This window comes from Variovorax boronicumulans NBRC 103145 (genome assembly GCF_001591345.1).
Classification (GTDB): Bacteria; Pseudomonadota; Gammaproteobacteria; order Burkholderiales; family Burkholderiaceae_C; genus Variovorax; species Variovorax boronicumulans.
On record NZ_BCUS01000023.1, the window covers coordinates 35,159 to 61,576 of the forward strand.

Below are 26,418 nucleotides of genomic sequence, written 5' to 3' on the forward strand. Positions count from 1 at the left end.
CTGAAGCAGGGCGACGGGGTGTGGCAGATACTTCGGCCACTTCCCGGAACCGGGCTTGTTCGCTTGGAATCCTTCCCATGAATCTTTTGCTTGTTGAGGACGATCTTGATCTTGGCAACGGCGTGCGCATTGCGCTCGCCAACCAGGGCCTGGACGTGGTGTGGGTCCGCCGGCTCGACGACGCCTTGCGCACCCTCGACAACGGCGCCTTCGACATGGTGCTGCTCGACCTGGGCCTGCCCGACGGCGACGGGCTCGACCTGCTGCTGCGCCTGCGCCGCACCCGCCAGATATTGCCGGTGCTGGTGCTGAGCGCGCGCGACGCGCTCAACGACCGCCTGCGCAGCCTGGACGACGGCGCCGACGACTACCTCGTGAAGCCCTTCGCGCTGGCCGAGCTGCTGTCGCGCGTGCGGGCCCTGGCGCGGCGCAGCTACGGCTTCAACGACGAGACCATCCGCATGCGCGGGCTGGCGCTGCACGAACCCACGCGCGGCGTGATCGTCGACGGCGAGCCGGTCGAGCTGTCGCGCTGCGAGTTCGACCTGCTGGCACTGTTGCTCAAGCGCACCGGCCGCGTGGTCACGCGCCGCGTGATGGAAGAGCAGGTGCTGCCCGGCGGCCAGGCCAACGGCAGCAACTCGCTCGAGGTGCACATCTCCAACCTGCGCAAGAAGATCGGGCAGGGCTACATCCGCACGGTGCGCGGCATCGGCTATGTGATTGACACCCAGTCGCTGGTGCGGAGCCCGTCGAAATGATGCGCCAGCTGGCGCGCGGCTGGAAGAACTGGAACCAGCCGTCCCTGATGCGCCGCCTGCTGGTGGCGCAGATGGCCGTGGTCGCGCTGCTGTGGACCTCGGCCGTGGGGCTGCTGCTGTACGACTCGTACAAGGACCCGGGGCTGCTCCGGTTCACCAGCATCTTCAAGGCGGCGATCTCCATTGCGCAGAAGCTGGAGGACCAACCCGAGCGGCAACGAGAGGCGCTCGAGGCCTTCGACGCCGCGCTCATCGAGGCGCTCAGCGACGGCGACGAAACCAACGAAGCCCTGGCGGTCATGCAGGTGTGGCAGCGCGGCAAGCTGATCTACAACTCGCGCGCCGGTGTGCCCGTGCTGCTGAACTCGGTGCCCGACCGCAACGAGACCGTGGTCGCGGGCGGCCGCGAGTGGCGCGCGCGCACGATGGCCTCGCCCATCGCCGACACCCGCGTGGTGCTGGCTGAGCCCAGCGTGTGGCGGCTGGCCGTCACCGTGCTGTCGCGCGGCTACTACCTGCTGCCGCTGGTGATCAGCCTGCCGTTCCTGGTCTTTCCCGCGTGGCTGTCGGTGCGGCTGGCGCTGCGTCCGTGGCGGCAGGTGAGCCGCGAGACCGCCGAGCGCGGGCCCGACGACCTGACGCCGCTGTCGTACACGCCGCCGCACAAGGAGCTCAAGCCGATGGTGCAGAGCATCAACAGCCTGCTGCTGCGGGTGCGCGACAGCACCACGCGCGAGCGCAGCCTGATCGCCGACGCGGCGCACGAGCTGCGCACGCCGCTGGCGGCCATGCGCGTGAACGTCGAGGCGCTGAAGGAGCAGAGCAGCGACGAGGGCCAGCGCGAACTCATGGCCAACCTGCTGCGCAGCAACGACCGCGCGGCCCGGCTGGTGGGGCAGCTGCTGCAGCTCATGCGCAGCGACGCGGTGGCCACCAACGCGCTGCCCGTGATGCTGTCGCTCGACGGGTTGGTGCAGGACCGGCTGGCCATGATCGAGGGCCTGGCGCGTGCGCGCGGCGTGGAGCTCGAGCTGGTGTGCGACGACGCCGTGCCGGTGCTCGGCGAGCGCGAGAGCCTGGTCTCGATGATCGACAACCTGATCGACAACGCGATCAAGTACAGCCCCTGCGGCGCCACCGTGACGGTGCACGTGGCGCGCGAGGGCGCGCGGGCGCTGCTGACCGTGGCCGACACGGGCCCGGGCATTCCGCCCGCGCTGCGCGAGCGCGTGTTCGACCGCTTCTTCCGCAACCCCGACCAGACGCAAAGCGGCAGCGGGCTGGGCCTGGCGATCGTCAAGTCGGTGGTCGACCGGCACGGCGGCGACGCGGTGCTGGGCGAGGCCGCGGGTGGCGGCCTGCTGGCCACGGTGCGGCTGCCGCTGGCGCAGGCCGACGTGCCGCAGCCTTTGCTCGTCGGCGCCTGAGCCGGGGGAAAAGGCCCCGGCCGGGCCTGTTTCGGGGCAAGGATTTACACTAGCCGGCTCCCCCGGCGCTCGTCTACAGGACACTTTCACCAATGAAGTGGGTCATTCTTGCCATCTTCGTGCTCAGCGCACTCTACGTTCACTTCCGCGGCCAGGTCCGGCACAAGTTCTTCAGACAGCTCTCTGATCACTCGACCTTCCTGGCGCCGCTGAACGTCTTCATGTACCTTTTCTCGAAGGTGCCCGGTACGCCGTACCTGTCGCCCGCGCAGTTCCCCGAGATGCGCATCCTCGAGGAAAACTGGGAAGTCATTCGCGAGGAAGCGCTGGCCATGCGCAACGGCGGCAGCATCAAGGCCTCGAGCCAGTTCAACGACGTGGGCTTCAACTCCTTCTTCAAGAGCGGCTGGAAGCGCTTCTACCTGAAGTGGTACGACGAGGCGCACCCCTCGGCCGCCGTGCTGTGCCCGCGCACCACCGAGCTGCTCAAAGGCATCGGCACCATCAAGGCCGCGATGTTCGCCGAGCTGCCCCCGGGCAGCCGCCTCGTGCGCCACCGCGACCCGTTCGCCGGTTCGCTGCGTTATCACCTGGGCCTGTGGACGCCGGGCGTCGAAGGCTGCTACATCGACGTGGATGGCCAGCGCTACCACTGGCGCGACGGCGAGGCCGTGGTGTTCGACGAGACCTACATCCACTACGCCGAGAACACCACCGACCACGACCGCGTGATCCTGTTCTGCGACATCGAGCGTCCGCTGAAGTACCGCTGGGCCAGTGCCGTGAATCGCTGGTTCGCCAAGAACCTGCTGGCCGCCGCCGCTTCGCCCAACGACGCGGGCGACAAGACGGGCGGCTTGAACCGCGCCTTCAAGTACATCTACCAGATCCGCGTGGTCGGCAAGCGCCTGAAGGCCTGGGACAAGCGCGCGTACTACCTCGTGAAGTGGACGATCTTTGGCGGCCTGGCGCTCTGGATCTTCTGGTGAACTAGGCTCGCCCCCAGGCTACGCGCACTTCGTGTCGCTGCGCCAACCCCCTACCGGGGGCACCACCAGCGGCCCGGCAAAGCCGGTTCCGCGGTGGTTCTTGAAGAATTCAGCCTGACAGCTCTGCTCAGGCCTCGGCCAGTATCAAACGGGCACGCGGCGCGCGGCGCCAGCACACCAGGCCCGCCAGCAGCACACCGCCGAGCACGTCGAGCAGCACGTGCTGGCGCGTGGCCAGCGTCGAGTAGACGATCCCCACGGCCCACAGCACGTTCACCCATTGCGTCCATGCGGGCGCCTGCACGCTGCGCAGCTGGCGGCCGAGCCACACGGCCGCGAACACGGCGAAGGCCACATGCAGCGACGGGAAGGCATTGCCGCCCGCATCGGCGCTCTTGAGGAACTGCAGCGCCGGGTACTGCGACCAGTCGATCGCGAAGCTCGGCACCACCGTCGGAAAGCACCAGAACACCGCCAGGCCGATGGCCGCCATGAGTGCGGCCCCGCGTGCGCAGGCCCACAGCTCGGCCTTGTTTTTCGTGAAGGCCGGTGCGAGCGAGATGTAGAACCACAGCGAGCTGTACAGCAGCATCGCGTCGTCGCTCACGTCCACCCAGTGGTCGATGGCGGTGAGCGGCATCACGGTCGGCGCCGAGGGCGGGTGGTGCATCACCCAGAAGTACAGGACGAAGAAGCCCGAGATGCCGAGCGTGGTGCCGATCATCTTCACGACCCACAACGTGGCGAAGCGCTGCCCCAGCGCCAGGTGCCAGGGCGTGACGGGGAGGGCGGCGGGGTTCGGGCGGGAGGGCAGCGTCACCGGTGCGCTTTCAGGAGAGGGAAGCGCCACAGCGTAGGCGCATGCATTGCGTGAACATTGCGTTACCTCATGTGGGGCTCTCTAGAATCACCCGCCTGTCCGGTCTCTCCCCATCCCCCCCATGAGAATCCTGCTTGTCGAAGACGAAGCCGACCTGGCGCAGGCGCTCGCGTCGGCGCTGCGCCAGAACCAGGCGGTGGTCGATGTGGCGAGCTCGCTGCGCGCGGCCGAGGAGGCCGCGCTCGGTGCGCCCTACGACGTGGTCGTGCTCGACCGCGGCCTGCCCGACGGCGACGGCCTCTCGCTCGTCGCGTTCCTCGCGCAGAACCACATCGCCTGCGCCGTGCTCGTGCTCACCGCCATGACCGACGTGGCCGAGCGCGTGCTGAGCCTGGACGGCGGCGCCGACGACTACCTGGCCAAGCCTTTCTCGATGGACGAGCTGCTGGCCCGCGTGCGCGCACTGGCACGCCGCCCCGCGGTGCGCGCCAACTTCATCATGACGCTCGGGCAGCTGCGCTTCGACCACCACACGCGCCAGGCGCACGTGGGCGAGGCCTGCCTCACGCTGCCGCGGCGCGAGCTGCTGGTGCTCGAGACGCTGCTCGAACACCGCGGCCGCACCGTGCTGCGCGAGGCCCTGCAAGACCGCGTGTACGGCCACAAGGACGACATCCAGTCGAACGCGCTCGACACGCACGTCTCGCGCCTGCGCTCCAAGCTCGACAAGGCCGGCGCGCAGGTCGAGATCCATGCGATCCGCGGGGTGGGCTACCTGATGTGCGCGCCGCAGTCGGCATGAGCCTCAGCTTGCTTTCGCTGCGCTGGCGGCTGATCTGGAGCCTGATCCTGTTGCAGGTGGTGGTCGGCCTGCTGGTGATGGGCGGCTTCCTCGGGCTGGCGTGGGCGTTGGGCCGCGTGGTCGACGAGACCGGCCACGAGACGGTGGCGGCCATCCAGCGCGCCTTGATGCGCGGCGCCGATGGCCAGCTGGTGGTCGAGCCCACGAGCGCGCTGCGGCGGCTGCAGAAGGCCGACCCGCAGTTCTGGTTCATCGTGCGCGACCCGCGCGGCGTGCAACTGCGCCACGGCGAGGTGCCGCCCGCCTACCTGCGGCTGCTCGATGCACTCGACGACACCGAGCGCGTGGCCATCGACCCCGAGAGCGACGGCACCCGCCCCAAGGCCCGCTTCGAGCGCATCGAATCGCGCGCCGGCCCGGTGGCCGTGATGGCGCAGACCGGCGGCCCGCTCACGGTGGAGAACACGCTCAAGGGCACCGGCATCGCCTTCCTGTTCCTGGTGGCACCGATGGCGCTCGTCACCTGCCTGGGCGTGATCCTGGCGACGCCGTTCGTCGTGAAGCGCGGCCTGAAGGGCGTGGTGGCCACGGCGGAGCATGCCGAGGGCATCGACGTGCACGAGCGCACCACGCGCCTGCCGCTGGCCAACGTGGCCAGCGAGATCCGTCCGCTGGTCAACGCGGTCAACCGCGCCTTCGACCGGCTCAACGAAGGCTACGACCGGCAGGAGCGCTTCCTGGCCGATGCCGCGCACGAGCTGCGCACGCCGATCACCACGCTGCAGATCCACCTCGAAGGCCTGCCCAACGACCCGCTGAAGATGAAGCTCATGCAGGCCTCGGCGCGGCTGGCCACGCTGGCCGAGCAGCTGCTCGACCTGCAGCGCCTGGACCACGGCCTGTCGCTGGACCAGCAGGTGGAGCTGAAGTCGCTGTGCGAGCGCGTGGCGGCCGACATCGCGCCGCTCGCGATCCGCAGCCGCTGCACGCTGTCGGTCGATGCGCCGCAGCCGCTCACCGTGCGCGGCGATGCGCCCTCGCTGGAACGCGCGCTCACCAACCTGATCCAGAACGCCATCGAGCACGGCGGGCCAGGCTGCGACATCCAGGTGCGGCTGTGCGAGCCCTCGTGCATCGAGGTGCGCGACTCGGGCCCCGGCATCCCCGAGGCCGACCGCGAGCGCGTGGTGGCGCCGTTCCACCGGCTCGTGCCGCGCGGGCGCGGCGCCGGGCTGGGCCTGCACCTCGTGGCCGAGGTGGCGCGGCTGCATCGGGGCCAACTGAGCATCGGCTCGAGCGAATCGGGCGGCGCGAAGATGCGGCTCGAACTGATGAACCTCGAGGCCTGAAGAAGACCCGCCCGCCATGAACGCCATCGACCGGCTGCCCGAACCCACGAACCTTGCCGGCGCGCAAGCGCTGATCGCACGTGTGCAGGCGATGCTCGATGCCGAAGGCGTGGCGATGCGTGCGCCGCCGCCGGAGCCGACCACCTGCTGCGGGCGCGGCTGCAATGGGTGCGTGTGGGAAGGGTGGCTGGCGGCGGTGGCCTATTGGCGGGATGAGGCGTCGCTGCTGCTGGGTTAGTAGAAGCGCGGCTGCAGCACCTTCATCGTTTCCGCACCTGGCAGCTGGTCGACGAACAGATGGTCTGCAACCAGGTAGCGCCCGACCACGCTGCGCAAGTCGAGCGACTCGTACACCGTCACGGTCTCGTGGCGTTCGGTGTAGATCAGCTGATAGCCTGGGCCTTCCTTCAGCAGGTAGTAGGAGCCATCGCTGCTGATGCGCTCGGTCCTGATCTTGCCCTCGTACCAGCGAGTGGCCATCGCGTGGTCCACCAGCGTGTCGGCGTCGATGGTGAACACCGCTTGGCACTCTTCGGGCGTGAAGTCGTCGCGAAGTGCCGTGCCGTCTTCGCCGTTGTAGGCCTTGTGGATCAGGTCCGACGCTGTGTTGAGCAGCAGGGCCTCCAGTTGCGTGCGGCGGTCCGGGGGCTGAACTATCTGATAGGGGACGATCAACGGAGGCGTGGCGAGGCTGGCGATGTGGAAGGGTTCGACACCCATCTCCCGGCTGGCGGATAGCTCCAGGTACCAGCGTTCTTGTGCCTCGCGTGGTGTCCGGCGTGTTGCTGTTGCGCTGCCGGCATAGTGCACGCGGCGTTCGTCCGTACCGGAAGGCGTCGATGGTGTGCAATCGGCGTCACCCCAGCCCCAGAACTGATCTTGCAGCGACCAATCGCCATCCTCCGGGTCGTTCAGTGTCTGGACGACCAGGCGCGCGAAGATTTGGGGCGGTGCTTGCGCGGGTTGGCCGTCCACAGATGCGGGCACCATGGCATCGACCCTGAACGCCATCGGCTCGCCGAGGCGAAAGCTCTCGTCGCGACTGACGTGGATTGCTTCGAGCGCCCCGCGTCTCGGCGGTGGTACGGCGCGCCGCACGAGGGTATAGACGGCCACCAGCGTCAGCACGCCGAAGATCGGAAACACCGGCAGCCCCACCAACAGCCACAGCAGGTTCCAACCTCCATTCAACGACCAGCGCAGTGCGTTGAAACCGAAGGCGGCAAAGAAGGCCAGCACCGCCAGCGCGACCAGCGAACCCAGCCAGTCGGTGATGCTGGTTCGTGAAGGGGCATCTGAAGGCGGTGGCGCCGGAGACGTCCACGCCATGTCATGCCGCTGCACGATGCGCGGCAGGCCGATCACGCGCGGATCGGGCAGCGGTGTCCAGAAGCTGTCGTCCTGCGCGGCCAGCGCGATCGTGCGGATGCCATCGCGGTGTTCAAGCTGCAGCGCGGCCTGCGTGACGCCGTCCTGCGTCGCGTCTTCAAAGCTCAGAGGACGCGCATCGGGCACGCGGTGGTAGCTACGCTTCTCGACATCGACGATCAGCGCATCCGCACCCGCCGATGCCGCATGAAAGCGCTCGTCAGAAGACGCAAGGCCTTCCGATATCGGCAGCGCCAGAACCCGCGCAAGGACATCGAGGTAGGAGTGAGGGCGAGGCATGCGTCCGAATCTAGCCGGCGATCCCGAGCGCCGCGGCCGCCAGCTTCGCCACTTCCAGCGTGCTTCCGGGCGCCTCGCCATCTTCCAGCATCCACACCGACGACAGCCCCGCCCACGCCAGTACCCACTGCAGCAGCCGGCGCCGCTCGATGCCCGTGGCCTCCGCGATGACCTCGACGCGGCGCGCAAAGCGCCCCGGCACCAGCGCGCTCTCACCATCGGGGTTGCACAGGATGTTCGCGTGGTCGAAGCCGCGCTCGCCGTGCAGGCCCTTGGGGTCGATGGCGAGCCAACCGGCTGGGCCGAAGTCGAGCACGTTGCCGTGGTGGATGTCGCCATGCAGCACGACCACCTCGCGCGGCGCGGCCAGCAGCTCGCGTGCGGTGCGTGCGCTGTGCGCGAAGACGCCGCCGTGCGTGGCCGCGCCGGCCCACAGCGATTCGAACCAGCGCGAGAGCGGCACCAGCGTCGGGGGCGGCGGCGTGTCGCGCGGGGCATGCAGGCGCGCGGCGGCGGCGCACAGGATGCGCGTGGCCTCGTCGTCGTGGCCTTCGTGAACCATCTGCGGCAGCGAGGCAGTGCCTTGCGCGCGCACCATCAGCAAGGCTTCGCCGTCATGGGCCAGCGCGGGCGCGGCGCCGTCGCCGTTCCACCAGGCCATCAGCAGGCTGCCTGCCTGTTCCTCGGCTTCGTGCGACACCTTGAGCATGGCCGCAATGCCCTGCTGGCGCACGGGCAGCAGCGTGCCGCTCAGCGAGGCGAAGGCCTCGCCGTCGGGCGTGAGCTGCCAGCGTTGCAGGTAAGGCGCGAACACGCCGTGCGGGACCACTAGCGCGATTCCCAGAACCCCCGGTGCGTGGCGATCATCTCGTCGGCCACCTCGGGCACCGGGCCGATCACCTCGACGGGTTTCTGTCCGCGCGCGAAGACCTCGCGGCAGGGCAGGCTCAGCGTTGGGTTCTCGGGGTGGTCGCCGGTGAGGGCGAGCAGCGCGGATTCTTCCGCGCCGTACACGATGCGCCCGATGTTCGCCCAGTAGCTCGTGCCCGCGCACATGGCGCAGGGCTCGAAGGTGGTCACCAGCGTGCACTGCCACAGGTACTCGGGCGGCCAGTTCTGCGCCGCGTGGCGCGCGAGCGTGGCCTCCGCGTGGTGCACCGTGTCGATGTTGCCCTGCTCGGCGAGGACGGTCTCGCCGTCGGGCGCGACGAGCACGGCGCCGAAGGGGTGGCGGCCCATGGCCATGGCGCGTCGCGCCACGGCGTCGGCGCGACGCAGCGCGCGGGTGATCTGTTCGGGGGTCATGCCCCCATTATTTATTGGTTCTGCGAGCCGCGGTGTGCCCAGCCAGTGGTGTGCTTCTCGATGAGGCTGAAGAGTTCGTACATGATCATCGCCATCGCGCCCACCACCATCAGGCCCGCGAAGGCCAGGCCCATCTGCATGGCCGAGCCGGCCGAGATCAGCAGGTAGCCGATGCCCTCGTTGGCGGCCGTCATCTCGCTCACCGTGGTGCCGACGAAGGCCAGCGTGATCGCCACCTTCAGCGAGCCGAAGAAGTAGGGCATGGAGCGCGGCAGGCCGATCTTGACGAGCACGTCCCAGCGCTTGGCGCCCAGCACGCGCAGCACGTCTTCCAGCTCGGGCTCGAGCGTGGCCAGGCCGGTCGCGATGTTCACCATGATCGGGAAGAAGCTGATCAGAAACGCCGTGAGAATCGCCGGCCCGATGCCGATGCCGAACCACACGACCAGGATCGGCACGAAGGCCGCCTTGGGCAGTGCGTTGAAGGCCGTCATGAGCGGGTAGATCGCCGCATACGCCAGGCGCGAGCTGCCGATCACGAAGCCCATGAGCACGCCCACCACGATCGCCAAGCCGAAGCCCGCCATCGTGACCCAGTAGGTGCGCCACGCGTGGCCCGCGATGATGGCCTTGAACTCCCAGAACTGCTCCCAGATGCGCAGCGGACTCGGAAAGATGAAGTCCGACACGCCGAAGCCCGCGCAGATCACCTGCCACAGCAGGAGCACCGCCACGAGCAGCAGCCACGGCGACCAGCGCTCGAGTTGTTTGCTGTTTTTCATCGCCGTCTCCTCAGTGCGCTGCCGCCGCCGCAGCAGCAGTGGAGGTGGTGGCGTTGCCGCGGATCGCGCCGATGTGGCCGCGCAGTTCGAGCACGATGTCGGTGAACTCCTTGGTGTAGGTCAGCTCCAGCTCGCGCGGGCGCGGCAGGTCGATCTCGCGCTTCACCACGAAGCGCCCCGGGCTCTTGCTCATCACGTACACCGTGTCGGCCAGGAACACCGACTCGCGCAGGTCGTGCGTGACCAGGATCACGTTGAACTGCTGCTCGGTCCACAGGTCGCGCAGGATGCACCACAGCTCTTCGCGCGTGAACGCGTCGAGCGCGCCGAAGGGCTCGTCCAGCAGCAGCATCTTGGGCTCGTGAATGAGCGCGCGGCAGATGCTCGCGCGCTGCTGCATGCCGCCCGAGAGCTGCCACGGGAACTTGTCCTCGTAGCCGCCCAGGCCCACCTTCTGCAGCAGGCGGCGGGCGCGCTCTTCGTATGCCTTGCGCTTGGCCTTGAAGTTCGAGCGGTAGGGCTCGACGATTTCCAGCGGCAGCAGCACGTTGTCGACCGTGGTGCGCCACGGCAGCAGCGAGGGCGCCTGGAAGGCCATGCCCGAGATCTTCAGCGGCCCGGTCACGGGCTGGCCGTCGATGCGGATCTTGCCCATCGAGGGCATCTTCAGCCCCGTGGTGAGCTTCATGAAGGTCGACTTGCCGCAGCCCGAGGGGCCGACGATGGCGATGAACTCGCCGCGCGTCACCTTCAGGTCGATGGCCTCGACCGCGAAGTGGTTGGCGCGCAGCAGCTCTTCGTTGTAGGCGAGCCAGACGTCCTGGAAATCGACGAAGGGGGCGGCTGCGTCGGGTGTCGTTGCGCCGGCCGCCATCACTTGCGCAGGATTCCGCTGAGCTCGGCCGCGGGCGGGAGCATGGCCGCGGTCCACACGGCGTCGGGGCTCACGCGCGTCTTGGTGTTGAAGGCGTCCGACACCTGCGAGGCCATGAGCGACATGCGGCCCGCGTTGACGGCGCCGAAGCCGTCGGTGCGCGCGTCGGCGCTGTTGATGACGGTGTCGATGGCCAGCTGCAGGCGGCGCGTCTCGAGTTTGCTGTCGATGATGCCGTCGCGCGCCTTCACCGACTCGATGCCCAGGGCCGGGTTGGCGATGACTTCCTTGGCGCCCTTGGCGAAGGCCGAGAGGAACTTCTTCACCGCCGCCGGGTTGTCCTTGAGCAGCTTGGGCGAGGCGATGATGACGTTGCCGTACAGCTTCACGCCGTAGTCGGGGTAGGGCAGGATCACCACGTCGGCCGCCTTGGCGCCGCGCGCCTCCAGGTTGAGCAGCGAGGTGAAGGTGAAGCCCGTGATGGCGTCGATGTCGCCGCGCACCAGCATGGTCTCGCGCAGCGTCGGGTCCATGGCGGTCCAGTTCACGGCGCCGATGTTGTTGGCCTTCGCGAAGATCGGGAACGCGCGGCGGCCGGCGTCGAACACCGGCGCGCCGAGCTTCTTGCCGGCGAGATCGGCCGGCTTGGTGATGCCGCTCTTCTTGAGCGCCATGACCGAGGCCGGCGTGTTGTTGTAGACCATCATCACGGCCACCGGCTTGTTCGGGCTGTCGGGGTTGTTGGCGTGGAACTCCATCAGCGCCGCGAGGTCGGCAAAGCCCATGTCGTAGGCGCCCGAGGCCACGCGCGTCACGGTGCCGCCCGAGCCGTTGCCGGCGTCGATGGTCACGTCCAGGCCGGCGGCCTTGAAGTAGCCCTTGGCCGCGGGGTGCAGGAACAGCGCGGCCGGTCCTTCGAAACGCCAGTCGAGCTGGAACTTGATCGGCGTCGGGCTCTGGGCCATGGCCGAAGACAGGCCGAAGCTGAGGGCCGAGGCGGCGAGGAAGGACTGGATCAGTTGACGCTTGTTCATGCGGGTTCCGTGAATGTGAATGCTTCGGCATTCAAGCAAAAACGGTGCCCGCACGCGATTGGTGCGAACCCTTCCGGTGAATCACCAAGGTGCGCGGCCCGCCCAGGGCGTGTGCGGCATGCACCGCGCCTGGGAATCGGGGTCTCGGGCCGTCGTCAGAGGGCGGCGCCGATCTTGCGCAGCTCGGCGATCTGCGGCGCCTTGGGCAGCCAGACCTTGTCGAATTCGGCGATGACCGGCGCGGGGTTGTAGTTGGTGGCGCTCTTGATCGCGATGCCGCTGGCCTTGAACTTGTCGATGAGGCCCAGCTCGGTGGTCACGATGTCCTTGATCTGCGCATCGAGCTGCTGCTTCACGAGGTCGGTGATGAGCGCCTTGTCTTTGGCGTCGAGCGTCTGCCAGATGCGGCCCGACACCAGCGGGGCGAAGGGCATGAACAGCGCGTTCATCGGCAGCAGCGTTTTCGAGACGCGGTCGAAGCGCTGGTTCCACGAGAACTCGATGTCGGCTTCGAGCCCGTCGACCTGGCCGTTGGACATGGCGTCGAACACGCCCGGCGTGGGAATGGGCGTGGGCGCGGCGCCCAGCAGCTGGTAGAAGTCGCGGTACACCGGCGTGGGGTTGATGCGCAGCTTCATGCCCTTCAGGTCGGTGGGCGAGGCGATGTCCTTGGTGGCGAACACCACGCGCATGCCGGTGATGCCCCAGCCCAGGCCGATGGTGCCGGTCTCGCGCGGCAGCACGTCGAGCAGCTTGAGCGCCGCGGGCGTGCGCACGAGCGAGGCGACGTTGGTGGTCGAGCGCACGAGGTAGGGCGCGTTGATGGCGGCCACGCTCGCCACGCGCGAGCCGAGCTCGGCCGCCTGGATCCAGCCCATGTCGAGCGCGCCCGACTGCAGCTGCTGCATCATGGCCGACTCGTTGCCGAGCTGGCCCGAGTGGAACACCGTGGCGCTCAGGCGGCCGTCGGTGGCCTTCTTCAGCGCCTCGCCGAAGCTCACCGCGGCGCGGTTCCACGAGTGGCCCGCGGGCGTGATGAGGCCCAGGCGGAATTCCTTGGCGGCGGCGGCACGCGACAGGGTGCCGAAGAGGGCGGTCGACGCGGCGGCGGTGCCGGCGGCGGCCTGGACGAACTGGCGGCGGGAGAGGGCCATGCGAAGCTCCTGTGGGGTGAGGTGAAGGGAAGTGAGAGAGAGATCGGTTCAGCGCTTACTTGATGAGCGCCAGCGAAAGACTCGGGAACAGCGACAGCAGCACCAGCGCCACGCAGCAGATCAGGAAGAAGGGCAGCGTGACGATGAACATCTTTCCGGGCTTGGCACCCGTCACCGCCGAGGCCACGAAGAAGCTCAGCCCCACCGGCGGCGTCATCAGCCCGAGCACGAGGTTGATGACCACCACCACGCCGAAGTGGCGCGGGTCGATGCCGTAGATCTCCGTCGCGATGGGCAAGAGGATCGGCACGGTCATGATGAGACCGGGAATGCCGTCGATCACGGTGCCGATCACCAGCAGGATCACGTTCACCAGCAGCAGGAAGGCGATCGGGTCCTTCGCCACGGTCTGTATCCATGCGGCCGTGGCCTGCGGCACCTTGCCGTAGATCAGCAGCCACGAGAACACCGCGGCGGCGGCCACCAGGAACAGCACCACCGCCGAGTAGATCGCCGACTTGAGCAGGATCTGCGGAATCATCGCGAAGCGGAATTCCTTGGTCACGTAGCGCCCCACCAGCACCGCGGCCACCGCGCCCACCGCCGCCGATTCGGTGGGGTTGGCCAGGCCGCCGAGGATCGAGCCGACGATCACGATGGGAATGAGCAGCGTCGGGCAGGCCGTGAGGATCGTGTGCAGCCGCTGGCGGGCGGTGCGCTTCTCGGTGCGCGGGTAGTTGTAGATCACGCCCATGCCGGCGATGACGATGAAGAACAGCACCGTGAGGATCACGCCGGGGATGATCCCCGCGATGAGCATGTCGCCCACCGCCACCTGCGCGAGCACGCTGTACACCACGAACATCACCGAGGGCGGAATGATCGGGCCGAGCATGCCGCCGTACACCGTGATGCCGGCCGCGAAGGTCTTGTCGTAGCCCTGCTTCTCCATCTCGGGCACCATGATCTGGCTCATGATCGCTACCTGCGCGGTGGCCGAGCCGATGATCGACGACACCAGCATGTTCGCCAGGATGTTCACGTAGGCCAGCCCGCCCTTCACCGAACCGATGAAGGCCAGCGCGAGGTCGACGAGGCGGCGCGTGATGCCGCCGCCGTTCATGATCTCGCCGATGAGGATGAACAGCGGAATCGCGATGAGGCTGTAGCTGTCGACGCCGCCGAACATCTGCACCGGGAACGACTGGAACAGCACCGTGTCGCCCGAGTTGAGGATGTAGACGATGCCCGACAGGCACAGGCAGGCACCGATCGGCACGCCGACCAGCATGATCAGCAGGAAGAAGGCAGAGGTCAGCATTTCAGTTCACGGCGTCCGCGTTGGCGACATGGAACTCGTCGTGCGTGCGCTTGGGCTGCAGGCCGAGGTCTTCGAAGAGGTTGGCCAGCGCATGCACGCTGAGGGTGAGCGCGAAGATCGGCAGGATGAGCTGCACCACCCACGTCGGCCAGTCGAGCGTCTGCGTGCGCTCGGTGTAGAGAAAGTTGAAGCTCTCGGCCGCGAACTCCTTCGCGTCGAAGCCGTGGCGCACGATGCCGGCCGGGTCCATCCACAGCCAGCACATCGCGAGCAGGGCCAGCCCGAGCAGCAGCACGCCGCCCGAGGCACTGGCCTTGGCGATGCGCGCGGCCCGGGTACCGAGCTTGTCGGTGAGCAGGGTCACCGCAAAGTCCAGCCGCAGCCGCGTCATCGCCGACGCCCCGATGAAGGTGAGCCAGACCACGCAGTACACCGAGGCCTCGTCCACCCAGTACAGCGGAAAGCCGCCGTAGCGCGTGACCACGTTCAGCAGCACCAGCACGATGAGCAGCCCCATGAGGCTGCTGAGCAGGTGGCGCTCGCAGCGCAGGACGAGGTCCGACGCGTCGAGCACGCGGCGGGACAGGCCGCCGCTTCCTTTCAAGGCGTTTTCTTGCATGGTGTTCTGGGCCTTGCGGTGCGTCGTGCGTGCGGCGATTACATGACCGACTGGTACTGCGCGGGCCGCGTGGCCAGCGCCTTGGCGACGACCTTCTCGATGAAGGCGCGCTCCTCGCCGATGAGCGGCAGGCGCGGGCGGCGCATGTGCTCGGTGCCCACGCCGACCAGCAGGTCGATGAGCTTGAGGTTCTGCACCAGCTTGGTCGACACGTCCAGGTGCAGCATCGGCGTCATCCACTGGTAGAGCTTCAGGGCCTCTGCGAATTTGCCGGCCTTCATCAGGTCGTACAGCGCCACCGTCTCGCGCGGGAAGGCGCAGCCCACACCGGCCAGCAGGCCGTCGCAGCCCAGCGCCAGGCCTTCGTAGGCCAGGTCGTCCACGCCCAGGAACAGCTGGTAGCGGTCGCCCACCGTGTTGCGCAGGTCGGTGATGCGGCGGATGTCGTCGGTGCTTTCCTTGATGGCGGCGATCCATTCGCAATCGGCCAGCTCGACCATGTGCTGGGGCTTGAGGTCCACGCGGTAGGCCACCGGGTTGTTGTAGACCATGATGGGTTTCTGGGCTGCGTTGGCGATGGTGCGCACGTTGAGCATGGCTTCACGCGCGTCGGCCACGTAGATCACCGAGGGCATGACCATGTAGCCGGCCACGCCCAGCTTGTTGGCACCGTCCACGTAGCGCAGGGCTTCGCGGGTGCTGGTCTCCGACACGTTGGCCAGCACGGGGATGCGGCCGTCGGCGGCTTCCAGGGCGATCTTCGCGACCTGCAGCTTTTCTTCCAGCGTCAGCGTGCTGGCTTCGCCCAGCGAGCCGCAGGTGACGAGGCCGTGGATGCCGTTGCGGATCTGGAAGTCGATGTGGCGGGCGGTGCCCTCGGCGTCGATGCTTTCGTCGGCGTGGAACTTGGTGGTGATGGCGGGGAAGATGCCTTGCCAGCGGGGATTGCTCATGGGTGCGTACCTCGAAAAAAAGAAGAAAAGGGCGCTGCGGACAGCGGTCGAAACCAGGGCTTGAAGGCTTGGTTTTTAAATATATTAGTAAGATATGAGAAATATCTGCTCAGGGTATTAGCAGATTGCATGCCAGCCGAAATGGTGGTTGGAGGCTTCGGAAAGGGGCGGTCGGACGCCCGGAAGCACCGCCTTGGCGCACCCTGCGCACCGAGGCGCCTCACGATGCGGCAGGCGAAAAAAAGCCCCGCAGCGGTGAACGCGGCGGGGCGTGCGGCTTGCGCCGGAGCAGGCGCGGCTACGTCAGCGCGGCCGTCGCCCCGAAGCCCAGCCAGTACGGATCGCCCACGCGCTTGCCCACGCTGCTGGCGGCGTCGCGCACCGTGGCGCCGAAGCGTTCCACCAGCGCTTCCGACAGCTGCTCCGCGGGCAGCGCGATGCCGAAGGCATAGGTCTGGCGCGTGGCGGGGTCGAGCACCGCCGACGAGATGCCCGCCACGTTCGTCACGTACTCGCCGCGCGACAGGGCCCAGCCGGTATCGCGGATCACGGCCAGGCGCGCGAGCAGGTCCTTGCGCGTCTTCGGGGCGTGGCCGCGGCCCTGGTCGAGCTTGGTGCCGATCAGGGCGCCCACTTCGTCGTCGTCCAGGCGGGCCAGCAGCGCGCGGCCCATGGCGCTGGAGTAGGCGGGGGCGCGGCTGCCCGGCGGCGTGTAGATCTGCAGCGCGCCGGCACCGGTGCGCATCTGGATCACGAGCGTGTCGGCCCCATCGAGCACGTTGATGTAGCCCGTGCAGCCCGTCTCGCGCACCAGCGCGTCGAGCGCCTCCTCGACCAGCGAGGCCGTGTTGCGCGAGGCGCGGAAGTGGTACGAGGCTTCCATGATCACGCCGCCCGGGCGGTAGGCGCGCGTGGCCGCGTCGCGGTCCAGGAAGCCGTAGCCGGCCATCATGCTCAGCGTGCGGGAGGCCGAGCTCTTGGGCAGGCCCAGCTCGGTCACGACGTCCGTCACCGTGATGTCGCGGCGCAGCCGCGCGATCAGCTTCAGGACGTCCATGGCGTTGGCAAGGGTGCTCATCGTGTTCGGTGGGTTGGGGTGGGAATCATAGGTTCGGTGTCGGTGCGTCTTTCGGCCGACCCGGGTGAACGCCCGCTTGACAGCCGAAAGTACGGTTTTATCATTCAGTTCAAGTTTATTGGACATGGTTCCAAAATATGGAACTAACAAGGAATGACCATGCACCATGAAGTGACCGCCGTCGCGCCGCTGGAAGACAAGGGCGCCGGGCACACCGCGTTGCCGCCGGCCGCGCTGCATCCCAAGGCGCTCGCGCCCGCCAACCTGATCCTCACGGTGGTGCTGAGCGTGTTCGGCGCCATCGTCGGCATCCAGATGCTGGCCAGCCTGGGCATCACGCCGAGCACCTCGCTGATCGGCGCGCTCGCGGCCATGACCTTGGCGCGCGTGCCGCTGGCCATGTTCCGGGGCTTTCGCTCGGTGCATGCGCAGAACCTCGCGCAGACGAGCATCTCGTCGGCCACCTTCGGCGCGGCCAACAGCCTGTTCCTGCCGATCGGCATTCCCTTCCTGTTCGGCCTGCCGCAGATGGTGGTGCCGATGCTTGTCGGCGTGAGCCTGGCGATGCTGCTCGACGCCTGGCTGCTGTACCGCATGTTCGACACGCCCGCCTTCCCGGCGAAGAACCCGTGGCCGCTGGGCATCGCCGCGGCCGAGGCCATCAAGGCGGGCGACGGCGGCGGCAAGCAGGCCTGGCTGCTGCTGGGCGGGCTGGCCACCGGCGTGGCGGGCGCGGTGTTCAAGCTGCCGATGTCGGCCTTCGGCGTGGCGCTGATCGGCGGACTCGGCGCCATGACCGCCTTCGGCATCGGGCTGCTGGTGCGCGGCTACTCGGCGCCGCTGTTCGGCTTCGACATCGGCACGCGCTATGTGCCGCACGGGATGATGATCGGCGCCGGCCTCGTCGCGCTGGTGCAGGTGGCGCGCGTGGTGCTGAAGAAGCACGGGCGCGCGGCCGACACCGACAGCACCGCCGCGACGAAGGAAGCGCTGGCCGAGGCGCGCGGCGCCAGCGTGCTCGGCCGCTCGCTCAAGCTGGGCGGCGCGGGCTACCTCGCGATCATGGTGTTGCTGTGCGCGGGCACCGGCATCTACACCGGCATGTCGCCGGGCATGCTGGCCTTGTTCATCGTGTACGGCACCTTCGCGGCCTTCGTGCACGAACTCATCGTGGGCATCGCGGCCATGCACTCGGGCTGGTTCCCGGCCTTCGCGGTGGCGCTGATCTCGCTGCTGCTGGGCATCCTGATCGGCTTTCCGCCCGAGGCGCTGGTGGTGCTGGCCGGCTTCTCGGCCGCCACCGGCCCGGCCTTTGCCGACATGGGCTACGACCTCAAGGCCGGCCACCTGCTGCGCGGCGAGGCCTCGGGCTCGGCCTTCGAACTCGAAGGCCGGCGCGAACAGATGATCGCCGGCATGGTCGGCTTCGGCGTGGCGATCGTGGTGGTGGCCTGCGCCTACCCGCTGTTCTTCGCCAACCACCAGACCGCACCGATCAACGCCGCCTACGTGGCCGCGATCAAGGCGGGCATCTCGGGCGAGACCGCGCGCAACCTCGCGCTGTGGGCCGTGCCCGGCGCGCTGCTGCAGCTGGCGGGCGGGCCGCGCCAGCAGCTGGGCGTGCTGTTCGCCACCGGCCTGCTCATCGCCAGCCCGATGGCCGGCTGGATGGTCGCGGCCGGCATCGCCTGCCGGCTCGCGGTGCACGGTGTGCTCGGCGCCGCCGCGCGCGAGCGGCTCGAGGTGTTCGCCGGCGGCGTCATCGCGGGCGACGCGCTCTACAGCTTCTTCTCGGGCGCGGTGAAGAGCCTGCGCAAGTAGTTCTCCTTCTTTCCTTTCATCACACACACAGGAATCGAATCCATGAAACGCAATCTGACCAGCGACGACGTCCGCGCGGCCATCTGGGGCGGCGCCATCCTCGGCGGCGGGGGCGGCGGGCTCATCGCGGCCGGCGAGCGCGCCGCACGGTTGGCGCTGCAGGTCGGCACGCCGCAGCTGTGGAGCGTCGACGAGTTCGACGACGCCGCGCTCACCGCCACCATGGCCCTGGTCGGCGCGCCGGCCGCGCCCGATCCGCACGTGCAGCCGGCGCACCTGCTGCGCACGCTGGAGCTGCTGCGGCGCGAGCTGCCGGCGGGCCAGAAGCTGGTCGCGCTGCATGCCAACGAGAACGGCGCCGAGACCACGGTCAACGGCTGGTTCCACGCCGCCATGACCGGCCTGCCCGTGATCGACCTCGCGTGCAACGGCCGCGCCCACCCCTCGAGCGTGATGGGCGCGCTGGGCCTGCACACCGAGCCCGACTACCTCTCGGTGCAGGCCTATGCGGGCGGCGAGCCGCACCGTTATGTCGAAGGCGTTGTGTCGGGCCGGCTCGAGCAGACCTCGGCCGTGGTGCGCCGCGCCTCGGTGGAGGCGGGCGGCCTCGTGGCCGTGGCGCGCAACCCCGTGACCGTGGGCTATGCGCGCCAGCACGGCGCACCGGGCGCCATCAGCCACGCCATCGCGCTGGGCCAGACCTTCCTGGACGGCGGCGTCGATGCCGTGGCCCGTTCGCTCGACGGCCGCCTCGTCGCCGAAGGCACGGTGCGCAGCTACCGCTGCGAGCAGCAGGAAGGGCTGGACGTCGGCGTGGTCGAGCTCGACGACGCGGCCGGCACCACGCTGCGCTTCATCAACGAGTACATGCTGCTGGCGCAGGGCGGCGAGCGCATCGCACGCTTTCCCGACCTGATCATGACCTTCTCGGACGACGGCCAGCCCGTGGTGTCGGCCCATGTGCGCCAGGGCGCGCGACTGCGCGTGCTGGTGGCGCCGCGCGCGCGGCTGCTGCTGTCGCGCACCATGTTCATGCCCGAGCTGTACCGCCCGCTCGAGAAGTCGTTGGGCGAAGCCTTCGCGCCGGCCTGAACGGGGAGACACGACATGGCACTGCGTATCCGCTGGATTCGGGCCGTCGGCAACGACACCTACAACGCGCGCTTCGCGCAGGAGTTCGCGCAGGTGAAGAACCCCGGCACCGAGGTCGAGGTGGTGTCGCTGCGCAACGCGTCGGTGCAGCACCACGTCGAGTACCAGAGCTACGAGGCGCTGCTGGGCGCCGACATCGTGCGCGCCGTGCGCGACACCGCGCAGCAGGGCTTCGACGCCGTGGTGGTCGGCTGCTTCTACGACCCGGTGCTGGTCGAGGCGCGCGAGATCTCCGGCCAGACGGTGGTGGTCGCGCCCTGCCAGGCCTCGTTCGAGGTCGCGTCCAACCTGGCGCAGAAGGTGTCGGTGATCGTCGGGCGGCGCAAGTGGGTGCCGCGCATCGAGGCGCGCGTGCGCGAGTACGGCCATGCGCACCTGATCGCCTCGTTCCGTGCGCTGGAACTCGGCGTGGAAGACTTCCAGCGCGACCGCGACGAGACCGTGCGCCGCATGATCGCGCAGGGCCGCCGCGCCATCGACGAGGACGGCGCCGAGGCGCTCATCCTGGGCTGCACGCTCGAGTTCGGCTTCTACCGCCAGCTGCAGGACGCGCTGGGCGTGCCCGTCATCGATTCGGCGCTGGCGGCCTTCAAGCGCGCCGAGGCGCTGGCCGACATGAAACAGCGTTTCGATTGGAAGCCCAGCCGCGTCGGCGGCTGCGAGCCACCGCCCGAAGACAAGGAGCTGCTGGCCTGGAACGTGTTCGACCCGGCCGACGTGCCCGTGGTGTCGCCTGTGCGCGCCTGAGCGCCTGAGCACGGCCCATGAAAAACGCCCCGCCGCGGAGACCGCGACGGGGCGTTGTGTTTCATGGAGGAAACGTCGGCGTCAGTCCTGGGACTTCACCTTCGCCACGGCCAGCGCCGTCATGTTGATGATGCGGCGCACCGTCGCCGAAGGCGTCAGCACGTGGGCCGAGCTGGCGGCGCCCAGCAGGATCGGGCCCACCGTGATGCCGTTCGCGCCCGTCATCTTCAGCACGTTGTAGAGGATGTGCGCCGAGTCGAGGTTCGGGCACACCAGCAGATTGGCCTCGCCCGTGAGCGTGGTCTCGGGCAGGGCGGTGCGGCGGATCTCGTCGGACAGCGCGGCGTCGCCGTGCATCTCGCCGTCGCACTCGATGTCGGGTGCCATCTGCGAGAACAGGTCGCGCGCCAGGCGCATCTTGCGCGCCGAGCCGCGGCTGGAGGTGCCGTAGTTCGAGTGCGACAGGAAGGCCACCTTCGGCGGCAGGCCGAAGCGGCGCACCTCTTCGGCGGCCATCACGGCGATGCTGGCCAGCAGTTCGGCGCTCGGGTCTTCGTTCACGTTGGTGTCGGTGATGAACACCGTGCGCTTTTCGAGCGTGAGCGCGTTCAGCGTGGCGAAGCCGGGCGCGCCGCGCTTCAGGCCGATCAGGTTGCGGATGTGCTCCAGGTGCACGTCGAAGCGTCCGACTAGGCCGCAGATCATCGCGTCGGCATCGCCCAGGTGCAGCATCAGCGCGGCGATGGTGGTGTTCGAGCGGCGCACCATGGTCTTGGCGGCCTCGGGCGTGACGCCGCGGCGGCCCATGAGCTTGTGGAAGCTCTCCCAGTAGGTGCGAAAGCGCGGATCGTCTTCCGGGTTCACGATCTCGAAGTCGGTGCCGGGGCGGATGTGCAGGCCGGCCTTCTGGATGCGTGCCTCGATCACGGCGGGGCGGCCTACCAGGATGGGCTGGGCCAGGCCTTCGTCGACCGCCCACTGCGCGGCGCGCAGCACGCGCTCGTCCTCGCCCTCGGCGTAGGCCACGCGCTTGGTGGTGGAGATCTTGGCGGCGCTGAACACCGGGCGCATGAACATGCCCGTCTGGTAGACGAAGCGCGTCAGGTGCTGGCGGTAGGCTTCCATGTCCTCGATGGGGCGCGAGGCCACGCCCGAGGCGGCGGCCGCCTTGGCCACGGCCGGTGCGATGCGCAGGATCAGGCGCGAGTCGAAGGGCTTGGGAATGATGTAGTCGGGGCCGAAGGCCAGCTCCTGGCCGGCGTAGGCGGTGGCCACTTCTTCGCTGATGTCGGCCTTGGTGAGGTCGGCAATCTCGCGCACGCAGGCCAGCTTCATTTCTTCCGTGATCTTGCTCGCGCCGCAATCGAGCGCGCCGCGGAAGATGTACGGGAAGCACAGCACGTTGTTGACCTGGTTCGGGTAGTCCGAACGGCCCGTGGCGATGATGCAGTCGGGGCGCACGGCCTTGGCCAGCTCGGGGCGGATCTCGGGCTCGGGGTTGGCCAGCGCCAGGATGATCGGCTGCGTGCCCATGGTCTTGACCATCTCGGCGCTCATGACGCCGGGGGCCGAGCAGCCCAGGAACACGTCGGCGTCCTTCACCACGTCGGCCAGGGTGCGCGCGCCGGTGTCCTTCTGGGCGTAGCGGGCCTTCGATTCGTCGAAGCCGCCCGCGCGGCCCATGTAGATCAGGCCCTTGGAGTCGCAGGCGTAGATGTTGGCGGGCTTGGCGCCCAGGCCGACCATCACGTCCAGGCAGGCGATGGCGGCGGCGCCAGCGCCCGAGACGGCGATCTTGACGTCTTCGATCTTCTTGCCGACCAGTTCCAGGCCGTTGAGCAGCGCCGCGGCCGAGATGATGGCCGTGCCGTGCTGGTCGTCGTGGAACACCGGGATGTTCATGCGCTCGCGCAGCTTCTTCTCGATGTAGAAGCACTCGGGCGCCTTGATGTCCTCGAGGTTGATGCCGCCCAGCGTGGGCTCCAGCGCCGCGATGATGTCGACCAGCTTGTCGGGGTCGTTCTCGGCCAGCTCGATGTCGAACACGTCGATGCCGGCGAATTTCTTGAACAGGCAGCCTTTGCCTTCCATCACGGGCTTGGAGGCCAGCGGGCCGATGTTGCCCAGGCCCAGCACGGCGGTGCCGTTGGTGATGACGCCCACGAGGTTGCCGCGGGCGGTGTATTCGGCCGCGAGCGCGGGATCTTCCGCAATGTCGAGGCAGGGGTAGGCCACGCCCGGCGAGTAAGCCAGCGACAGGTCGCGCTGGTTCAGCAGGGGCTTGGTGGGGGTGATCGAGATCTTGCCCTTGACGGGCGAGCGGTGGTATTCGCGCGCTGCTTCTCGAAGTGCTTCTTCAGCGGGGGACAGGGATGCAGCCATTTGAAAAGTCTCCTAGGTTCTGGCGGGCAATGAGGCTACCGCAAAAGCGCGGCCTCTTCTCTCGGGGGGAACGACGAGACCCTCTATCTTCCGCCTGATCGAGAGGGTCTGCCGACTCGCTAAACTTCAACACCCCCGTTTCCGGGGGGCAAATCCGTGCCGCACGGGCGGTGCGGCGAACCAACGTCCACAACCACAGAACAACACGGAGGGACATCGAATGACACCCGGACCTTTCACCGGCACCGAGCCGGACGTCGTGGTCATCGGCGGAGGCCCTTCGGGCTCCACGGTGGCTGCCTTGCTCGCAGACAAGGGCCACGACGTGGTGCTGCTCGAGAAGGCGCAGCACCCGCGCTTTCACATCGGCGAATCCTTGCTGCCGATGAACATGCCGCTGTTCGACCGGCTCGGCGTGCGCACCGAGGTCGAGGCCATCGGCCTGCGCAAGCACGGCGCCGAATTCGTCTCGCCCTGGCACGACCACAGCAGCCACTTCGACTTCGGCCAGGCGATGGACAAGAGTTTTCCCTATGCGGTGCACGTGCGCCGTTCGGAATTCGACGAGCTGCTGTTCCGCCACGCCGGCAAGCGCGGCGCGCGCACCTTCGAGGGCCGGCGCGTCACCGGCGTCGACATGGACGCCGGCAAGGGAACGCCCGACAACCGCCCGCTGGTGAAGGTCAAGGCCGACGACGGCACCGAGACCGAATGGCGCCCGCGCTTCGTGATCGACGCCAGCGGGCGCGACACGCTGCTGTCGAACCAGTTCGACGCCAAGCAGCGCAACCGCAAGCATGCGAGCGCGGCGCTGTACGGCCACTTCGCCAACGCCGAGCGCCGGCCGGGCCGCTTCGAGGGCAACATCTCGCTCTTCTGGTTCGACCACGGCTGGTTCTGGTACATCCCGCTGAAGGACGGCACCGTGAGCGTGGGCGCCGTGGCCTCGCCGGCCTACTTCAAGCGCCGCCAGGGCGCGTCGCTCGAAGACTTCCTGATGCAGACCATCGCGCTGGCGCCCAAGCTGGCCGCGCGGCTGAAGAACGCCACGCTGATGGAAGGCGCCACCACCACCGGCAACTACGCCTACGACTCCAAGTTCTGCCGCGGCGACCGCTTCATGATGGTGGGCGACGCCTATGCCTTCGTCGACCCGATGTTCTCCTCGGGCGTGTACCTGGCGATGAACAGCGGCTTCGAGGCCGCGACCTGCGCCGACCACTGGCTCAAGGGCGAGGCGAAGGAGGCCGAGAAGGCCTTCCGCCATTACGAGAAGGTGATGAAGCACGGGCCGAAGATGTTCTCGTGGTTCATCTACCGCATCACCTCGCCCGCCATCCGCCGCCTGTTCATGGCGCCGCGCAACATCTGGCGCATGCAGGAGGCGCTGTTGTCCATCCTGGCCGGCGACCTGTTCCGCAACACGCCCATCGGGCCGCGCTTCTGGGGCTTCAAGGTGACGTACTACGCGTCGTGCATCGGCATCCTGCCGCAGGCCGTGAAGACTTGGGCATGGCGCCGACGCAATCTGAAGGAATCGCTGGAAGCTGCAAAAACTTAGCTCGCCCCCAGGCTGCGCGCACTTCGTGTCGCTACGCCAACCCCCTACCGGGGGCAACACCTGAGGCCCGGCAAAGCCGGTTCCTCGGTGTTTGCTGGTCAATCCGGGGTAACCGTGTGCTGTGCCAGCGCCTCGAGCGCCTTCACCAGCGCCGAGTGATCCAGCTGGCCGTAGCCCATCGCTGCGCAAGCGTTCATCAGTTGCGCCGCATTGGCCGTTTGCGGCAATGCCACACCCAGCGACCGCGCGCTCTGCATCGCCAGGTTCAGGTCCTTCTGGTGCAGCGAAATGCGGAAGCCCGGCGCGAAGGTGCGCTTGATCATGCGTTCGCCGTGCACTTCCAGAATGCGCGAGCTGGCAAAGCCGCCCATCAGCGCCTGGCGCACCTTGGCGGGGTCGGCGCCGGCCTTCGAGGCGAACACCAGGGCTTCGCTCACGGCGGCGATGTTCAGCGCCACGATGATCTGGTTGGCCACCTTGCAGACCTGGCCGTCGCCCGCGCCGCCCACCAGCGTCACGTTCTTGCCCATCTTGTCCAGCAGCGGCTTCACGCGGCCGAAGGTGCCTTCGTCGCCGCCGCACATGATCGTCAGGCTCGCGGCCTTGGCGCCCACTTCGCCGCCCGAAACCGGCGCGTCGATGTAGCCGGCGCCCAGCGCCACGATGCGGCGCGCGAATTCCTTGGTGGCGATCGGGTCGATGGAGCTGCAGTCCACCACGATCTTGCCCTGCGAACCCTTCAGGCCGTCGGCCACGCCTTCTGCGCCGGGCGCGCCGAACAGCACCTTTTCCACGTCCGGGGTGTCGGGCACCATGATGAAGACGATGTCGGCCTTGCGCGCCACTTCGGCGGCCGAGCCGCAGATGGTGGCCTTGGAGACGAAGGGTTCCGGCGTGTTGCCGTGCGTGTTCACGAAGAGTTCGTGGCCTGCGTCGAGCAGGTGGCCCGCCATGGGCGCACCCATGATGCCCAGGCCGATGAATCCGATTTTTTGTGCTGCAGTGGTCATGTCTCTGTTTCCTTCGTGAACGTTCATTGCTTCTTCGTGAGGGCTTCGCGCCAGCCGAGGCCTTCGATGGTGGTGGCGCGGGGCTTGTATTCGCAGCCGATCCAGCCGTCGTAGCCCAGCGCATCGATGTGCTGGAACAGCCACGGGTAGTTGATCTCGCCCGTGCCCGGCTCGCCGCGGCCCGGGTTGTCGGCCAGCTGGATGTGGCCGATGCGCGCCAGCTGCTTGGTGAGCGTGTTGCCCAGCTCGCCTTCCATGCGCTGTGCGTGGTAGATGTCGTACTGCACGCGCAGGTTGTCCGAGCCCACCTCGTCGATCAGCGCCAGCGCCTGGTCGGTGCGCGTGAGGAAGAAGCCGGGGATGTCGAAGGTGTTGATCGGCTCGATCAGCAGGCGCAGGCCCGCGGCTTCGAGTTCGCGTGCTGCGAGGCGCAGGTTCTCGACCACGGTCTTGTGCGCGGCGTCGGTGCTCACGCCCGCCGGCACCTTGCCGACCAGGCAGTTGAGCTGCGGGCAGCCCAGCGCCGTGGCGTAGTCGATGGCCAGCGCGATGCCTTCGCGGAACTCACCGGTGCGGTCCGGGTGGCAGGCGATGCCGCGCTCGCCCTTGTCCCAGTCGCCGGCCGGCAGGTTGTGCAGCACCTGCTGCAGGCCGTTGGCGCGCAGGGCGGCCGTGAGTTCCTTCTTGTCGAAGGGGTAGGGGAAGAGGTACTCCACCGCCTTGAAGCCGGCCTTGGCGGCCGCCTCGAAGCGCTGCATGAACGGCAGCTCGGTGAAGAGCATCGTGAGATTGGCTGCGAACTTGGGCAT

General features: G+C 68.2%; 25 protein-coding genes. 10 read left to right on the forward strand and 15 right to left on the reverse strand.

Annotated features, from left to right (window positions below):
* Positions 1 to 77 precede the first annotated feature (77 nt).
* The 3 genes from VBO01S_RS09440 to lpxO all read left to right on the forward strand — a co-directional run bounded on the left by VBO01S_RS09440 (position 78) and on the right by lpxO (position 3,177).
* Positions 78 to 761, forward strand: coding sequence for a response regulator (locus tag VBO01S_RS09440; protein WP_062473337.1), 684 nt, complete (start codon positions 78 to 80; stop codon positions 759 to 761).
* On the forward strand, positions 758 to 2,188 hold the full coding sequence (locus tag VBO01S_RS09445) for a sensor histidine kinase (protein ID WP_062473339.1): 1,431 nt from the start codon (positions 758 to 760) through the stop codon (positions 2,186 to 2,188). Before VBO01S_RS09440 ends, VBO01S_RS09445 begins: the two co-directional genes overlap by 4 nt.
* A 92-nt stretch (positions 2,189 to 2,280) precedes the next feature.
* The gene (gene lpxO, locus VBO01S_RS09450) at positions 2,281 to 3,177 is read left to right on the forward strand and encodes a lipid A hydroxylase LpxO (RefSeq protein WP_062473341.1); all 897 of its coding nucleotides are present in this window, start codon (positions 2,281 to 2,283) and stop codon (positions 3,175 to 3,177) included.
* A gap of 127 nt (positions 3,178 to 3,304) precedes the next feature.
* Here the strand turns inward: lpxO and VBO01S_RS09455 are convergent, their stop codons facing one another.
* On the reverse strand, positions 3,305 to 3,997 hold the full coding sequence (locus tag VBO01S_RS09455) for a phosphatase PAP2 family protein (protein ID WP_062473343.1): 693 nt from the start codon (positions 3,995 to 3,997) through the stop codon (positions 3,305 to 3,307).
* A gap of 121 nt (positions 3,998 to 4,118) precedes the next feature.
* Here VBO01S_RS09455 and VBO01S_RS09460 point away from each other — a divergent pair, with 121 nt between their 5' ends.
* From VBO01S_RS09460 to VBO01S_RS09470, 3 genes are read left to right on the forward strand one after another with little or no spacing between them, the layout of a single operon-like run.
* Entirely contained in the window at positions 4,119 to 4,799 is a 681-nt protein-coding gene (locus VBO01S_RS09460; protein WP_062473345.1) for a response regulator, read from the forward strand.
* Positions 4,796 to 6,148 (forward strand): sensor histidine kinase, encoded by a 1,353-nt coding sequence (locus VBO01S_RS09465; RefSeq protein ID WP_062473387.1) that lies wholly within the window; start codon positions 4,796 to 4,798, stop codon positions 6,146 to 6,148. Before VBO01S_RS09460 ends, VBO01S_RS09465 begins: the two co-directional genes overlap by 4 nt.
* 16 nt (positions 6,149 to 6,164) lie before the next feature.
* Complete coding sequence (locus VBO01S_RS09470) at positions 6,165 to 6,386, forward strand: oxidoreductase-like domain-containing protein (protein ID WP_062473346.1); 222 nt, start codon at positions 6,165 to 6,167, stop codon at positions 6,384 to 6,386.
* On the opposite strand, the gene VBO01S_RS09475 is transcribed toward VBO01S_RS09470, so the two are convergent.
* The 11 genes from VBO01S_RS09475 to VBO01S_RS09525 form a co-directional block, all read right to left on the reverse strand.
* A complete protein-coding gene (locus VBO01S_RS09475; protein ID WP_157627328.1) occupies positions 6,383 to 7,816 on the reverse strand; it encodes a hypothetical protein in 1,434 nt (477 codons plus the stop codon). The genes VBO01S_RS09470 and VBO01S_RS09475 overlap by 4 nt on opposite strands.
* A gap of 10 nt (positions 7,817 to 7,826) precedes the next feature.
* Positions 7,827 to 8,630, reverse strand: a complete 804-nt coding sequence (locus tag VBO01S_RS09480; protein WP_082818055.1) for an aminoglycoside phosphotransferase family protein — start codon at positions 8,628 to 8,630, stop codon at positions 7,827 to 7,829.
* Positions 8,631 to 8,644: 14 nt separating this feature from the next.
* Positions 8,645 to 9,121: a nucleoside deaminase gene (locus tag VBO01S_RS09485; protein ID WP_062473350.1), complete on the reverse strand. Its 477-nt coding sequence runs from the start codon at positions 9,119 to 9,121 to the stop codon at positions 8,645 to 8,647.
* An 11-nt stretch (positions 9,122 to 9,132) separates the two neighbouring features.
* Positions 9,133 to 9,903 (reverse strand): ABC transporter permease, encoded by a 771-nt coding sequence (locus tag VBO01S_RS09490; RefSeq protein ID WP_062473352.1) that lies wholly within the window; start codon positions 9,901 to 9,903, stop codon positions 9,133 to 9,135.
* A 10-nt stretch (positions 9,904 to 9,913) separates the two neighbouring features.
* Positions 9,914 to 10,777: an ABC transporter ATP-binding protein gene (locus VBO01S_RS09495; protein ID WP_062473353.1), complete on the reverse strand. Its 864-nt coding sequence runs from the start codon at positions 10,775 to 10,777 to the stop codon at positions 9,914 to 9,916.
* A complete protein-coding gene (locus VBO01S_RS09500; protein ID WP_062473355.1) occupies positions 10,777 to 11,811 on the reverse strand; it encodes an ABC transporter substrate-binding protein in 1,035 nt (344 codons plus the stop codon). The genes VBO01S_RS09495 and VBO01S_RS09500 overlap by 1 nt, the downstream gene beginning before the upstream one ends.
* Positions 11,812 to 11,966: 155 nt before the next feature.
* A complete protein-coding gene (locus VBO01S_RS09505; protein WP_062473356.1) occupies positions 11,967 to 12,965 on the reverse strand; it encodes a TRAP transporter substrate-binding protein in 999 nt (332 codons plus the stop codon).
* Between the two features lie 55 nt (positions 12,966 to 13,020).
* Positions 13,021 to 14,286 carry a TRAP transporter large permease gene (locus VBO01S_RS09510; RefSeq protein ID WP_062473357.1) on the reverse strand — a complete coding sequence of 422 codons (1,266 nt, stop codon included), beginning with the start codon at positions 14,284 to 14,286 and terminating at the stop codon, positions 13,021 to 13,023.
* A 1-nt stretch (position 14,287) separates the two neighbouring features.
* Complete coding sequence (locus tag VBO01S_RS09515; RefSeq protein WP_062473359.1) at positions 14,288 to 14,905, reverse strand: TRAP transporter small permease; 618 nt, start codon at positions 14,903 to 14,905, stop codon at positions 14,288 to 14,290.
* A gap of 38 nt (positions 14,906 to 14,943) precedes the next feature.
* The gene (locus VBO01S_RS09520) at positions 14,944 to 15,858 is read right to left on the reverse strand and encodes a dihydrodipicolinate synthase family protein (RefSeq protein WP_062473360.1); all 915 of its coding nucleotides are present in this window, start codon (positions 15,856 to 15,858) and stop codon (positions 14,944 to 14,946) included.
* Between the two features lie 298 nt (positions 15,859 to 16,156).
* Positions 16,157 to 16,936, reverse strand: a complete 780-nt coding sequence (locus tag VBO01S_RS09525) for an IclR family transcriptional regulator (RefSeq protein WP_062473361.1) — start codon at positions 16,934 to 16,936, stop codon at positions 16,157 to 16,159.
* Positions 16,937 to 17,095: 159 nt separating this feature from the next.
* Here VBO01S_RS09525 and VBO01S_RS09530 point away from each other — a divergent pair, with 159 nt between their 5' ends.
* The 3 genes from VBO01S_RS09530 to VBO01S_RS09540 are packed head-to-tail and all read left to right on the forward strand — an operon-like array spanning position 17,096 to position 20,656.
* Positions 17,096 to 18,757: an OPT/YSL family transporter gene (locus VBO01S_RS09530; RefSeq protein WP_082818056.1), complete on the forward strand. Its 1,662-nt coding sequence runs from the start codon at positions 17,096 to 17,098 to the stop codon at positions 18,755 to 18,757.
* A 42-nt stretch (positions 18,758 to 18,799) separates the two neighbouring features.
* Positions 18,800 to 19,849, forward strand: coding sequence for an S-methyl thiohydantoin desulfurase domain-containing protein (locus tag VBO01S_RS09535; RefSeq protein ID WP_062473363.1), 1,050 nt, complete (start codon positions 18,800 to 18,802; stop codon positions 19,847 to 19,849).
* Between the two features lie 15 nt (positions 19,850 to 19,864).
* Positions 19,865 to 20,656: an aspartate/glutamate racemase family protein gene (locus tag VBO01S_RS09540; protein ID WP_062473365.1), complete on the forward strand. Its 792-nt coding sequence runs from the start codon at positions 19,865 to 19,867 to the stop codon at positions 20,654 to 20,656.
* An 81-nt stretch (positions 20,657 to 20,737) separates the two neighbouring features.
* Here VBO01S_RS09540 and VBO01S_RS09545 read toward each other — a convergent pair whose 3' ends face one another.
* Entirely contained in the window at positions 20,738 to 23,038 is a 2,301-nt protein-coding gene (locus VBO01S_RS09545; protein WP_062473367.1) for an NADP-dependent malic enzyme, read from the reverse strand.
* Between the two features lie 220 nt (positions 23,039 to 23,258).
* Between VBO01S_RS09545 and VBO01S_RS09550 the strand changes: the two genes are divergently transcribed.
* Positions 23,259 to 24,599, forward strand: a complete 1,341-nt coding sequence (locus tag VBO01S_RS09550; protein WP_062473369.1) for an NAD(P)/FAD-dependent oxidoreductase — start codon at positions 23,259 to 23,261, stop codon at positions 24,597 to 24,599.
* A gap of 98 nt (positions 24,600 to 24,697) precedes the next feature.
* Here VBO01S_RS09550 and VBO01S_RS09555 read toward each other — a convergent pair whose 3' ends face one another.
* Together VBO01S_RS09555 and hyi are read right to left on the reverse strand one after the other, a co-directional pair.
* Positions 24,698 to 25,609: a 2-hydroxy-3-oxopropionate reductase gene (locus VBO01S_RS09555; RefSeq protein ID WP_062473371.1), complete on the reverse strand. Its 912-nt coding sequence runs from the start codon at positions 25,607 to 25,609 to the stop codon at positions 24,698 to 24,700.
* A gap of 23 nt (positions 25,610 to 25,632) precedes the next feature.
* Complete coding sequence (gene hyi, locus VBO01S_RS09560) at positions 25,633 to 26,418, reverse strand: hydroxypyruvate isomerase (protein WP_062473373.1); 786 nt, start codon at positions 26,416 to 26,418, stop codon at positions 25,633 to 25,635.